General features: G+C 50.4%; 11 protein-coding genes. 4 read left to right on the top strand and 7 right to left on the bottom strand.

All coding sequences use genetic code 11. The annotated features are described in order from the left end of the window. Positions 1 to 3: 3 nt before the first annotated feature. From ACFE8Q_RS00765 to ACFE8Q_RS00755, 3 genes are all read right to left on the bottom strand, one after another. Positions 4 to 249: a hypothetical protein gene (locus ACFE8Q_RS00765; protein ID WP_375443440.1), complete on the bottom strand. Its 246-nt coding sequence runs from the start codon at positions 247 to 249 to the stop codon at positions 4 to 6. Continuing rightward, positions 246 to 779 (bottom strand): nucleotidyl transferase AbiEii/AbiGii toxin family protein, encoded by a 534-nt coding sequence (locus tag ACFE8Q_RS00760; RefSeq protein WP_375443439.1) that lies wholly within the window; start codon positions 777 to 779, stop codon positions 246 to 248. The genes ACFE8Q_RS00765 and ACFE8Q_RS00760 overlap by 4 nt, the downstream gene beginning before the upstream one ends. A gap of 147 nt (positions 780 to 926) precedes the next feature. Next, entirely contained in the window at positions 927 to 3,395 is a 2,469-nt protein-coding gene (locus tag ACFE8Q_RS00755) for a ribonucleoside-diphosphate reductase subunit alpha (RefSeq protein ID WP_375443438.1), read from the bottom strand. A 595-nt stretch (positions 3,396 to 3,990) separates the two neighbouring features. On the opposite strand from ACFE8Q_RS00755, the gene ACFE8Q_RS00750 reads away from it, so the two are divergent. Both ACFE8Q_RS00750 and ACFE8Q_RS00745 read left to right on the top strand, forming a co-directional pair. Continuing rightward, positions 3,991 to 4,233, top strand: coding sequence for a type B 50S ribosomal protein L31 (locus tag ACFE8Q_RS00750; RefSeq protein WP_370729225.1), 243 nt, complete (start codon positions 3,991 to 3,993; stop codon positions 4,231 to 4,233). A 211-nt stretch (positions 4,234 to 4,444) separates the two neighbouring features. Then, on the top strand, positions 4,445 to 5,197 hold the full coding sequence (locus tag ACFE8Q_RS00745) for an FkbM family methyltransferase (RefSeq protein ID WP_375443437.1): 753 nt from the start codon (positions 4,445 to 4,447) through the stop codon (positions 5,195 to 5,197). Positions 5,198 to 5,260: 63 nt separating this feature from the next. On the opposite strand, the gene ACFE8Q_RS00740 is transcribed toward ACFE8Q_RS00745, so the two are convergent. Next, positions 5,261 to 6,067, bottom strand: a complete 807-nt coding sequence (locus ACFE8Q_RS00740) for a mechanosensitive ion channel family protein (protein WP_375443436.1) — start codon at positions 6,065 to 6,067, stop codon at positions 5,261 to 5,263. Positions 6,068 to 6,257: 190 nt separating this feature from the next. On the opposite strand from ACFE8Q_RS00740, the gene ACFE8Q_RS00735 reads away from it, so the two are divergent. After that, entirely contained in the window at positions 6,258 to 7,016 is a 759-nt protein-coding gene (locus ACFE8Q_RS00735; RefSeq protein WP_375443435.1) for a carboxypeptidase-like regulatory domain-containing protein, read from the top strand. 124 nt (positions 7,017 to 7,140) lie between these two features. Here the strand turns inward: ACFE8Q_RS00735 and ACFE8Q_RS00730 are convergent, their stop codons facing one another. After that, a complete protein-coding gene (locus tag ACFE8Q_RS00730; RefSeq protein WP_375443434.1) occupies positions 7,141 to 9,819 on the bottom strand; it encodes a valine--tRNA ligase in 2,679 nt (892 codons plus the stop codon). Between the two features lie 67 nt (positions 9,820 to 9,886). On the opposite strand from ACFE8Q_RS00730, the gene ACFE8Q_RS00725 reads away from it, so the two are divergent. Then, positions 9,887 to 10,135, top strand: a complete 249-nt coding sequence (locus ACFE8Q_RS00725) for a hypothetical protein (RefSeq protein WP_375443433.1) — start codon at positions 9,887 to 9,889, stop codon at positions 10,133 to 10,135. On the opposite strand, the gene ACFE8Q_RS00720 is transcribed toward ACFE8Q_RS00725, so the two are convergent. Together ACFE8Q_RS00720 and ACFE8Q_RS00715 are read right to left on the bottom strand one after the other, a co-directional pair. Next, a complete protein-coding gene (locus ACFE8Q_RS00720) occupies positions 10,058 to 10,642 on the bottom strand; it encodes a YceI family protein (RefSeq protein ID WP_375443432.1) in 585 nt (194 codons plus the stop codon). The genes ACFE8Q_RS00725 and ACFE8Q_RS00720 overlap by 78 nt on opposite strands. Before the next feature lie 157 nt (positions 10,643 to 10,799). Continuing rightward, a complete protein-coding gene (locus ACFE8Q_RS00715; RefSeq protein WP_375443431.1) occupies positions 10,800 to 12,050 on the bottom strand; it encodes a peroxiredoxin family protein in 1,251 nt (416 codons plus the stop codon). Positions 12,051 to 12,388 lie beyond the last annotated feature (338 nt).

The following is a 12,388-nucleotide window of genomic DNA, read 5'->3' as shown; positions in this document are numbered from 1 at the left end:
GCATTACACATCTTCCATACGTACCCAGCCATACCCGGCGGGGTCGAAGCGTTGCAGGTGAGCCAACACCACGCGCCGAAACGCTTTCTCGTCGCCCGCCGTCTCGGGATGCCGCGACCGAATACCTGCTAACATCAGATTCCAGCCATCTTCAGCCATTTGCAACCCCATCCGAAGCCGCTCGCCTTCCGATAAGCCCATAATCAATTGCTTCTGCAAAGCAGCCATGTCTGGTGATGTATCATTCATGGAAGTAGATTGTATGTATTAAGTTTGAGAAAATCTACCCAACTAGTTACATAGGTCATATTTAAGCCAGAAAAGTCCAGGAGCTGACGAATATCTTCTTTTTGTCGTTCGCTTTCTAGCTGCTGTATCCATTGAATTTTTGAAAGAATTAAATCTTCAGGGCTTATCACCCATGCTTCAGTATCACCTATTACCACTCGTCGACGGTTACTGAATTTAACCTGTTCGTATCGGTTTGTCTTTCTGATTATAAAGTCGATTTTGTAAAAACTTTTGTGGTCAATCAGATTGAACATCCCTACCCCTTTGCCAGCAAACTCATCGATTATAGTTTGTTCATTGAAATGAAACCTGTCTTTGAACTGCGCCAAAAACATCTCCTTCTGACTCGGCATTACTTCAACAACTAGATCAATATCGCGAGTAGAACGCGGAATGGTGTAGACAGTCATCGCCATGCTCCCTGTCAGCATATAATTCATCGGCACCGTTTCCAGTGCAGCGATGACGAAAGCGAGAAGCTCATTCATACTTTGTTATTGTTACTGTACACTTCAACTGGAATAGTTTATAGTAAGTTACTAATGACAATTCTCCCTTCTACATATATAAAAAATTGCTCCCGGCCATGTCAGACACAGCCGGGAGCGATAAGTAACTGTTGTTTAATCTTTAAATCAAGATCCGCACATTTCGCAATCGTCTTTGTTGTCGATTGAGCAGATCATGGCGGCATAGGCTTGTTCAGCTTCGCTGACCTGCTGTGGGTTTTGCGCCGCGTGCTCTTTGGCGTAGCCAACGTAGTCGAGGGGTTTTTCGACGGGGGCGGTTTCGGCCATGGCGGGTTCGAGTTGTGGCTCGGCTTGTGGCTGCACCACGGTGAACTTCACGGCGTCGGTGGCGGCCTTCGTGCGCAGGTAGTACATACCCGTTTTCAGACCCGCTTTCCAGGCATAGAAGTGCATCGACGTCAGCTTGCCGAAGTTGGCATCCTGAATGTGGATGTTCAGCGACTGCGACTGACAGATGTACGCACCGCGATCAGCGGCCATATCGATGATGTGCTTCTGCTTGATCTCCCAAACCGTTTTGTAGAGGTCTTTCAGATGCTGCGGAATGTTCGGAATATCCTGCACCGATCCGTTGGCGATGATCAGGTTATTCTTCATACTCTCGTTCCATAGACCCAGTTTCACCAGATCACGCAGCAGGTGCTTGTTCACCACCACAAACTCGCCCGACAATACGCGGCGGGTGTAGATGTTGCTCGTGTACGGCTCGAAACACTCGTTGTTACCCAGAATCTGACTTGTCGACGCGGTTGGCATCGGAGCCAATAGCAGCGAGTTCCGTACACCGTGCTCCATTACCTCGGCGCGCAGTGCATTCCAGTCCCAACGGCCTGATTTCGGCGTTACGCCCCACATATCGAACTGGAACTGGCCCTGCGAAATTGGCGAGCCTTTCCATGTTTCGTACGGGCCGTGCTGCTTGGCCAGTTCCAGCGAAGCGGTCATGGCGGCGTAATAGATCGTTTCGAAGATATCTTCGTTCAATCGCCGCGCCTCGTCCGATTCGAACGGCATACGGAGCATGATGAAGGCATCGGCCAGCCCCTGCACACCCAGCCCGATTGGCCGGTGACGCATGTTCGAGCGGCGGGCTTCTTCAACCGGGTAGTAGTTGAGGTCAATAATTTTGTTCAGGTTGCGCGTAGCTGTGCGCGTTACCTCATATAATTTCTGATGGTCGAACCGCAACACGCCGTCGTCGCCTTTCAGGATAAACTTTGGCAGGGCAATGCTGGCCAGGTTACACACCGCCACTTCGTCGGGCGAGGTGTATTCCATGATCTCGGTGCAGAGGTTACTCGACTTGATGGTGCCAAGGTTCTTCTGGTTCGATTTCCGGTTGGCGGCGTCCTTATACAGCATGTAAGGTGTACCGGTTTCGGTCTGGCTTTCCAGCACTTCAAACCACAGGTCCTGCGCTTTCACCGTGCGGCGGGCGCGACCTTCACGCTCGTACCGGGTGTACAACGCCTCGAATTCGTCGCCGTAGGCATCAGACAGACCGGGGCACTCGTGGGGGCAGAACAACGACCAAACGTCGTTATCTTCTACCCGCTTCATGAACAGATCGGGCGTCCAGAGGGCGTAGAAGAGGTCGCGGGCACGGTTTTCTTCTTTACCGTGGTTCTTCTTCAGTTGCAGGAAGTCGAAGATATCGGCATGCCAGGGCTCCAGATAAACGGCGAACGAGCCTTTCCGCTTGCCACCGCCCTGATCAACGTACCTGGCCGTATCGTTAAATACGCGCAGCATGGGTACAATACCGTTCGAGGTACCGTTGGTGCCTTTGATATACGTACCTGTGGCCCGCACGTTGTGAATGCTCAGGCCAATGCCGCCCGCCGACTGCGATATTTTGGCCGTCTGCTTCAGCGTGTCGTAGATACCTTCGATGCTGTCGTCTTTCATTGTCAGCAGGAAGCAGCTACTCATCTGTGGCTTCGGCGTACCGGCGTTGAACAACGTAGGCGTAGCGTGGGTAAACCACTTTTCACTCAGCAGGTTGTAGGTGTCAATAGCCGCGTCGATATCGTCCATGTGGATACCAACAGATACGCGCATGAGCATATGTTGAGGACGTTCAGCTATCCGACCTTCCATCTTCAGGAGGTACGATTTCTCGAGCGTTTTGTAGCCGAAATAATCATAGCCGTAATCACGGTCATAAATCACCGTTGAGTCGAGGATGGCGGCATTCTCCCGAACGATGTCATATACCTCTTTCGAAATCAGCGACGCATTCTCACCCGTCTTGGGGTCAATGTAGTTGTAAAGACGCTTGATGGTCCCTGAAAATGATTTGTTCGTTTCCTTATGCAGATTGGAAATCGCGATGCGGGCTGCCAGAATCGCATAATCAGGGTGCCGGGTAGTCAACGACGCGGCCGTTTCGGCGGCCAGGTTGTCGAGTTCAGTGGTTTTCACGCCGTCATAAAGACCGTTGACCACTTTCATGGCTACTTCAACGGGTTGTACATAGGCTGGGTCAAGGCCATAGCATAGTTTTTCGATACGGGCGGTGATTTTGTCGAATTTGACCGACTCCCGGTGGCCATCTCGCTTAATTACATACATGGTGCTTGTAGGGGGTTAGATATGCGTTTTTCGGTGATTTTAGGATTAACACTGGCCGCAAAAAGATCTGTACAAACCTACGCAGCCGGCCAATCAGATATAATTCAATGTGCTGAAAATTAGACCAATATAGAAATAAAGTGGACTCCGACGGATTATTAAGTCTCTGTTAAAGGTAACCCCAAAGCGGCCGAAAAATTCGCTCGCTTGGAAACTCCTTTGAAAAGTGAAACTTGGTTAAACACCCAACTACTATGTTGATGGCTGATCGTAAACGACTTACAAAGCCCTACTGAACATATTACCTAAAAAAGGTGATACTCAAAAAAATTATATCGCACAGAAGCCATTGAAACCACTGTATATATAGGATTAGTAGGTAAAAGGACGGAAAGATCTACCAGGAGGCTCACTAAAATACTCGATTTGCGACTGAAAATCCCAGCGTCCTGGCCCCTTTTACAGCATTAATATTAGGGTGCGGTTAATTCTGCAATTCGTTGTCAGAAAGTATTGTGTGTCAGCGAAAAAGCCCGTATTTTTGCAATCCTTTTCGGACGGAAACCGAATTTTGGCAGATAATCAGATAGATACAATGAAAAAGGGCATTCACCCAGAGTACCGCGATGTGGTATTCCACGACATGTCGGCCGATTACAAATTTGTAACGCGCTCAACTGTTCAGACCAAAGACACGATGGAGTTTGAAGGTCAAACGTACCCACTGGTAAAAATCGAAGTTAGCTCGCAATCGCACCCTTTCTACACGGGTAAGAACGTACTGCTCGATACCGCCGGCCGTATTGACAAGTTCCGTAAGAAGTACGGTAACAAATAAGCGACTACGCTTTCCCCACATTATACAGAACCTCAACTCGTTGCAACGAGTTGAGGTTCTGTCGTTTTAGTACCAGCCGGTTTATTCCATTACCCAACTATGTTTATTGTTGAGTAAACCGCGAGCCGACAAGTGAGATTTCTGCACCTTGCAGTAACATTGTGGCTTGTTCAACAAAAGAGGCGTTAGTAAGCCGTTGCGTGCAGATAGTATGGCATCACGATTCATTGGATTACGTAAAGCGTTTGGGTGGCTCGATGGGCTCCGCATGTATTCGCACATTAAGACAAAGCCAGGCGGGAAGTTATCATCGAGTCGTTACAGTACTACGTTTCACCTCCGGCCAGGTACGTCTGATCTGTATACCTTCGATCAGGTATTCATTCAGGATCAGTACCAGCTTAACTACCCGTTCGAGCCCCACACCATTGTTGACGCAGGAGCCAATATCGGGCTGTCAGCGGTTTATTTTTCGCACCGTTTCCCCAACGCCCAGCTAATAGCCATCGAGCCAGACAAAGCCAATTTCGCTCAATTGCAGCAGAACTGCGTCAATTATCCACACGTCAAGGCCATTTGCGCGGGCGTCTGGTCGACGGACAGCTATTTGAAAATCATCAACACCGAGGCAACAAACAATTCGTTTCGAGTGGTTGAAACCTCTCCCGCTGATGCCAGCGCTATTCCGGCCATTTGCCTGGCAACGATTATGCAACAGCAAAACTGGCCTATTATCGATCTGCTGAAAGTTGATATTGAAGGTTCAGAAAAAGAGATTTTTTCTACCAACTACGAATCATGGCTTCCCAGGGTGCGCATGTTGCTGGTTGAAGTACATGATAACATGCAGATGGGAAGTTCGGCCGCCGTTTTCAGAGCAACGAGCCAGTATAATTTCAGTTTCGACATGAAACACGAGAACCTGATTTTCATCAATCAGGATCTACTGAATAAGCAGCCATAAAAAAACGCCTCTGACTTCTGCTGGTCAAAGACGTTTTTTATGTGTTACTGCACGCTCGCAGCGCTACGCCTGCTGAACAAGTATGGCGTTTCGTTGCCCAACAATACCGTCAGCTCTGAATTGTTTGGCTACGTTTTCCTGTACGTAATAGTAGGTTTCCCAATAGGTTTCGGGCTTGGTCCAGACGCGTACGTCGTAGGCAACGCCGTTGTCGTTCAGGTGGTTAACCAGTATGTCATGCTCTCTGTCTTTAACCGCGTAGGGGCAGGCATTGATCACCTTCTGCACCGAAGCGCGGGTAGCGGCCAGATCATTACCATTACCAACGGCAAATGTCATATCAACCCGAATCAGGTTACGCGTCGACACGTTGACGATGGGTGCAGTTGATAATGGACCGTTTGGCAGAATGATGGTCTTGTTATCGGGCGTAACCAGAATGGTATTGAAAATCTGAATTGAATCGACATGACCGGTGAACCCTTGAGCACTGATGAGGTCGCCCACGCGAAACGGCTTGAAGATCAAAATCAGCACACCACCAGCGAAGTTGGACAGGCTACCCTGTAAAGCCAGTCCGACGGCCAGACCCGCTGCCCCGATAATGGCGACAAACGACGTGGTTTCGAGACCCAATGTGCTGGCTACGCTTAAGAGCAGCAACACGCGAAGTAAACCGCTAATCAGTGACAGTAGAAATGGCTGAACATCGCGGTCGACATGCCGGTTGTTCATCAGTTTCGACAGGAATTTGATCAGTTGGCCAATGACCCACAAGCCAACAATCAGCGTGACAATGACCAGCAGTAACTTGGTGCCGTAGAGCGTGACCAACGTCAGGAGTTGATCCGTAATTTTAGTGAAATCCATATGTGTATAGTGAGATGGTGGTTTGTTCCTTGGACTTCGATGGCTAATCAAAGTCACGACACCCCGCCTCACTTACCTGCCAGTACAGATGAATTGCTTCACTTAAGTTCGGGCTTTAGTTGAAGCCAGTAAAGCGAACCAGGTGTAGCTAATTGAGACTTTTTTATATCTTGCTGACTACGAACGGTTCATGAAAAAGCCAGCTATAATCGCTATTCCCTCACCCTGCCCTGAGCCCTGGGAGCAGATGGAGATCGTAGGCGGTGGACGACATTGCGCCGCCTGCCAAAAAACGGTACAGGATTTCTCCGCGTTTTCGGACCGAGATCTGGCAAACTGGCTATCCTCTTACGATGGCGGCGCAATCTGCGGTCGACTTCGCGCTGATCAACTAGAGCGGCCTATACAGCCCGTTCAGGTACGTTCGGAACAAAGCAGAAACGGAAACTGGGTACGTTGGGCGGTGGCGCTTGTGCTGGGCTGGCAAACGGCGAAGGGCCAGACTAGTGCAGCCAGATCAAACAACTCGCCAGCCACCCTGTCGCCGATACAGCCTAAAGCAGGTCTGGTAAGTGGTCTTCGTCCGCTAATCAGCCCGGAACCAGTGCTGTATGTAACAGGACAGGTAGTTGACGGGGATGGAAAGCCATACAGCCGCGCCATTGTCCAAAATGAATCGGCAGGCGTCTCAGTGGTGGCAGATGGCGACGGCAAATTCCGTTTGCCCATTTATGCGTCCGATCAGAAAAAAGATTCGATAAGGGTGTCCATGAGGTATGACGATCGACAATATGTTAATGTGTCGACTAAACAGGAGCAGCCTCCACTACGTCTCACCGTGAACGCTCCAGCACCAAGACATGATGTCGTTGGCGGTGGCCTTCTTGTCATTCGGCAGGACCAGCCTAAACGGCGCTCCTTCTGGCAGTTTTTAACAGGAAAGAGATGAACTGTGGTTTACAAAAAAGCCCGGCCGGCAACGGTTGGGCTTTTTTGTGCTGTATTATCTTGCTGAGGTGTGTTGCTTTGCCAGGTGGCTGGCGAAGCAACAAACAAGCGCGAAGCCGTAAACGCTACTTCGCTAAAAACGCTTGCAACGAGGCGATTTTCGATTCGGCATCGGCGGCTTTCTGACGTTCGCGCTCCACAACATCGGCTTTGGCGTTGGCTACAAACCGCTCGTTCGACAGCTTCTTCATGACCGAATCGCGGAAGCCGATCAGGTACGTTAGCTCCTGCCCGGCTTTTTCTTTTTCCTGTTCTTCGTCGAGTTGATCGGCCAGATCGATGTAGAATTCGTCGCCTTTGATCAGGAATGACGTCGCATTCTCTGGCTTCTCCGATACGTAGTCGATCGCAGGTACGTTCGCCATCTTCTGAATTAGCCCTTCCAATGGTTTAAACCGGTCAGGCGTAGCGGTGCGTATAGACAGTGGCAATTCGACCTTTGGCGCAATCTGCTTGGCATTGCGAATGTTCCGAATGCTGGTTACGATTTCGAACAGTGTATCAAAATCGGCCAAAATAGCCGTGTCGATCTGCCCTGCTTTTGGGAACGTGGCCGTACACAGGCTTTCACCGGACTGACGCTCCCGAATATCCTGCCAGATTTCTTCGGTGATAAACGGCATGAACGGATGCGTCAGGGCCATTAATCGCTCGAAGAAGTTGATCGTTGCCAGGTACGTTGCCTCGTCGATAATGCCGCTGTAAGTACCATCGGCGTCTTTTTCGGTGTAGTCCGTTGGCTTGATGAGTTCGAGATATTGCGAACAGAAATCGTCCCAAATCAGCTTGTAGATGCTCTGAAGGGCGTCCGAAATGCGGAATTTGCTGAAATGATCTTCGATTTCAACCAGTGTTTGACTCAGTTTGGCTTCGAACCAGTCTATAGCCAATTCGTTACTACTTTTCTGCCAACTAATTTTGTCGATTAATCCATCTATCAGCGTTTTCTCTCTTACCGTCCAACCCTTCACCAGCCTAAAGGCATTCCAGATTTTATTGCAGAAATTACGGCCCTGTTCGCAGAGCTTCTCGTCGAACAGCAGGTCGTTACCGGCGGCAGCGCTGAAAAGCATACCCGTCCGTACGCCATCGGCACCAAATTGGTCGATCAGTATAAGCGGGTCGGGCGAGTTGCCGAGTTGCTTCGACATTTTACGGCCCTGTTTATCGCGGACCATACCTGTGAAATACACGTTCTTGAACGGTCGCTGTCCACGGAACTCGAACCCCGCCATCGCCATCCGGGCCACCCAGAAGAAAATAATGTCGAAACCCGTAACGAGGTCGTTGGTCGGGTAGTAATAGTTGATCTCTTCGTTGTCGGGGTGGCGGATACCGTCGAATACCGAGATGGGCCACAACCACGACGAGAACCAGGTATCCAGTACGTCGTCGTCCTGCGTCAGGTCGGCTTCCGTCATGGCGAAGAGCAGTTTTTCGTGCTGCACTTTCCGTAGGGCTTCGCGCTTGTTTTTGGCTACGATTACGGTGCCATCCTGCATGTAAAACGCCGGAATACGCTGCCCCCACCACAGTTGGCGGCTGATGCACCAGTCGTGGGGCTGTTCCATCCACGAACGATACATGTTCTTGTACTTGGGCGGCACCAGCGCAATATCGTCGTTCATGACCGCGTCGAGGGCGGGTTTGGCGATATCCTGCATTTTCAGGAACCACTGCAACGACAGTTTCGGCTCAATGACAGCATTGGTCCGCTCCGAGAAACCGACGTTCGATTTGTATTCTTCTACTTTCTCAAGATTGCCCGATTCTTCCAGCATCTTCAGAATCGCTTTCCGGGCCGCAAACCGATCCATTCCGACCAAAATCTGCGCTTTCTCGTTCAGCGTTCCATCGTCGTTGAGCAGGTCAATAACGGGTAGGTTGTGTTTAATACCCAGTTCGTAGTCATTCGGGTCGTGCGCAGGTGTCACTTTCAGGCAGCCCGTACCGAAGTCGATCGTTACATACTCATCGGTGATAATCGGAATTTCGCGGCCAATCAGTGGAATGCGTGCTTTTTTACCGTGCAAGTGCAGATACCGTTCGTCGGTTGGATTCACGGCAATAGCGGCATCGGCCATGATCGTCTCGGGCCGAACAGTGGCAATGATAACGTGCTCGTCGCTGCCTACTATCTCGTACTTGATGTAGCAGAGCTTCTGCTGTACTTCTTTTGTAATTACTTCCTCATCCGAGACGGCAGTTTTTCCCTGCGGGTCCCAGTTCACCATACGAACGCCCCGGTAGATCTGTCCTTTGTTGTATAGGTCAACAAACACATCGATCACCGATTCGTACAGGGCGGGGTCCATCGTGAAACGGGTGCGGTCCCAATCGCAGGAGGCACCGAGTTTACGGAGTTGTTGCAGGATGATTCCGCCGTACTTTTCTTTCCATTCCCAGGCATAGGCCAGAAACTCATCGCGGCTCAGGTCTTTCTTATCAATGCCTCGTTCTTTGAGCATATTCACCACTTTGGCTTCGGTGGCAATGCTGGCGTGGTCGGTGCCGGGTACCCAGCAGGCATTTTTCCCTTCCATCCGGGCCTTGCGAATCAGCACATCCTGAATGGTATTGTTCAGCATGTGGCCCATGTGCAGCACACCCGTTACGTTGGGTGGCGGAATCACGATCGTGTACGGTTCGCGATCGTCGGGCGTAGAGGTAAACAGTTTATTATCAAGCCAATACTGGTACCATTTGGCTTCAATATCGGTAGGTGAATATGTTTTTGCAATCATGCCGTCTGGTAGGGCCTAGGCCACTTTGAGGCCGCAAAAATACGAATAAATAGCCTGTTTGTTGGCTTTGCCTCTCGCCCTAAAGGGTGTCTGCCGACGCACGAGTAGCTCCGCCGAAGACGTGTTTATGCGCCAGCGGGTACCCTTTAGAGCGGGGGGCAAAGCCGGGCACAAAAAAGCCGACACGCAGGAACGCATCGGCTTTTCAATGGAAGGACGTACCTGGATTGACCAGCTACTACTGGGCAGCCTGCTTGGCGAATTCGCCAGCGGCTTTCAGCTCTACTTCTTCACTAACGGTAGCGCCGCCCGATGAGCCTACACCAAAATCAGTCCGTTTGATGGTGCCATTGAGCTTCATGCCTACTTTTTCCTGCTCTTTGCCACCCATACCTTTCATTTTAACGGGACCCGTCAGAACGGCATCAAGCGTCACTGGCTTCGTTACACCGTGCATGGTCAAGTCGCCCATTAGTTTGTATTTCTTGCCTTCTACTTTCTTGAAGGAGGTGCTCTTGAACGTCACCGTTGGAAATTTAGCCGCATCAAACCAATCAGGGCTTTTCAGGTGACCGTCGCGGCGCTCGCTGTCCGTGTTGATCGAGTTTACGTCGGCAGTCAGTTCAATGACAGCGTCAGACAGATCTTCTTTGGCCGACGTGATTTTGGCGTCGAACGTTTTGAAGTTGCCATCTACTTCCGACAACAGCAGGTGGGTTACGGTAAAGCCAACCCGCGAGTGCGACTTATCAACGGTCCAGGTTTGCGCATTGGCGGCCGATAAGCTTAACAGAGCGGCTACAGGGATGAGTAAAAATTTCATACGGTTAAAAAAAGTTAGATTCTGAAACAAAGGACGGATTAGTTTTTCACAGAAAAAAGTAAGTGTAGATACATAAGTTTTTTGTGCCGACGTATACAGGTATTTCCCCTACTGGGGTTTTCACAAATCCTGTTGCTTCAGCGTGAGCACAGAGCAATTATTCGGCCAGTAATTTATCGATCAGCCGATTGAACTCACCAACGTACTGATCGTAGTACACTCCCGTTCCGGGTCCGGCAAATCCGGTATGGATGTGGCGGACGGCCCCCTTCTTATCAATGAAGATCGTAGTCGGGAAGGCAACCACGCTACTCAGCGCAGGCAGTGATTTGGCCGCTTCGGCTTTATCGTTTGTACCAGCCAGCAATACGGGATACTGAATCTGGAACCGATCTTTCATCCGGGTCAGTTTTGGCCCGGACTCAGCCAAATCGGCCGTTTTTTCGAAAGCCAGGCCAACCACTTCTACGCCGCGGCTTTTATTTTTCGAGTACCAGGGCGCCAGAAACTTAGTCTCATCCATACAATTGGGGCACCACGAACCCATAATCTGCACTACAGTCACCTTGCCCTTAAACTGCGGATCGGCCAGCGATACGGTTTTACCCGACGCATTCGGAAACGCAAATGAAAACGGCTGACCAGGTTTCAGGTACGTTAACTTAGCCGGATCTGGCAGTGACGCAGTAGGGTCTAGCCGGGCCGTCCAGGTTTCACGGTACGTTGGGCCGGAATGGAAAACGCCCGTCAACGTCTGATTTGCCCCCTTCCTAGCTTTAAACAAAAATGCATGACTCCCATCGAAGCAAGATAGCAATAGGCTGTCACCGAATACGTTTCCTGCCAGATACCGGTAATCGCCCGTTGGTGTCAGGAACGTACCTGTTACCAGGTTACCTTTCTGTTCAAATACACCAACTGCTGCCGTGGTGTCGCCCGGTGCACCGTCATTACCTGCGGCCCGAAATACCGTTTGCCATTTACCCGACAAATTGCCCGACGGCGCTTTACCCGACTCTGCAAACCGGAATGTCTGTCCAAATTGCGCCGAAAAGGGCACTACCTGGTACTGATCTTTCACGCGCCGTTTGCGCCAGACGCCCGTCAGTTTATCACCCGACACTTTCCCGACGAGTTCAGACTCGAACAGCCCCATCGGTATACGCAGCGTATCGCCCATAAGCGTAGCCTCATCCATTGGCAGGCGTTCGGCACCGTTGATAGCAAAAACAGTGTACTTCCCTGCTTTTGCGGTAGGTTTAATGTCGAGGCCAAACGGCAATTGCCCGCCACTCGTTTGCAACGTAGCCCGCCACACACCCGTTTTCACCGTCGTGGTTGACTGGCAATTGGCCAGAAAAGGTAGAATAAGTAATGCCGTTGTGACGTAATTCAGTCGATTTTTCATGCGGTAAACGCCTGTAGGGTAAGCTCCGATTTACAAAGTGGGCAACAGCAAAAAGGGGCTTTCCCGTTCACGGCTAAGCCAGCAACGTACCTGATGCCGCTCGGGCTGTGCTGGTTTCTTGCTGAGTTAGCATAATTATGACTACGATAAGCCAACTACGACTGTTTTAGGGTTTATCGTACCCAGGAGTCTGGTCAGGTGAGCGGGTTTTGCTAAGTTTGTATAAGGCAACGGCAGTAAGCCCGCCCGCCTATACGCTCCATGAAGGTTATTGTCTTCTTGCCGGTACAGGTGGCATTTGTCTGGGTTTTGAAAAATACGGTTGTAACAATTATAAT

Origin of the sequence: uncultured Fibrella sp. (genome assembly GCF_964250085.1) — a bacterium.
Lineage (GTDB): Bacteria > Bacteroidota > Bacteroidia > Cytophagales > Spirosomataceae > Fibrella.
This window is presented reverse-complemented; position numbering and strand designations above follow the sequence as displayed.

Bases quoted from the DNA above. Each gene is read 5' to 3' on its own strand.
- ACFE8Q_RS00765 (WP_375443440.1), bottom strand. From the start codon at position 249: ATGAATGATACATCACCAGACATGGCTGCTTTGCAGAAGCAATTGATT.
- ACFE8Q_RS00760 (WP_375443439.1), bottom strand. From the start codon at position 779: ATGAATGAGCTTCTCGCTTTCGTCATCGCTGCACTGGAAACGGTGCCG.
- ACFE8Q_RS00755 (WP_375443438.1), bottom strand. From the start codon at position 3,395: ATGTATGTAATTAAGCGAGATGGCCACCGGGAGTCGGTCAAATTCGAC.
- ACFE8Q_RS00750 (WP_370729225.1), top strand. From the start codon at position 3,991: ATGAAAAAGGGCATTCACCCAGAGTACCGCGATGTGGTATTCCACGAC.
- ACFE8Q_RS00745 (WP_375443437.1), top strand. From the start codon at position 4,445: ATGGCATCACGATTCATTGGATTACGTAAAGCGTTTGGGTGGCTCGAT.
- ACFE8Q_RS00740 (WP_375443436.1), bottom strand. From the start codon at position 6,067: ATGGATTTCACTAAAATTACGGATCAACTCCTGACGTTGGTCACGCTC.
- ACFE8Q_RS00735 (WP_375443435.1), top strand. From the start codon at position 6,258: ATGAAAAAGCCAGCTATAATCGCTATTCCCTCACCCTGCCCTGAGCCC.
- ACFE8Q_RS00730 (WP_375443434.1), bottom strand. From the start codon at position 9,819: ATGATTGCAAAAACATATTCACCTACCGATATTGAAGCCAAATGGTAC.
- ACFE8Q_RS00720 (WP_375443432.1), bottom strand. From the start codon at position 10,642: ATGAAATTTTTACTCATCCCTGTAGCCGCTCTGTTAAGCTTATCGGCC.
- ACFE8Q_RS00715 (WP_375443431.1), bottom strand. From the start codon at position 12,050: ATGAAAAATCGACTGAATTACGTCACAACGGCATTACTTATTCTACCT.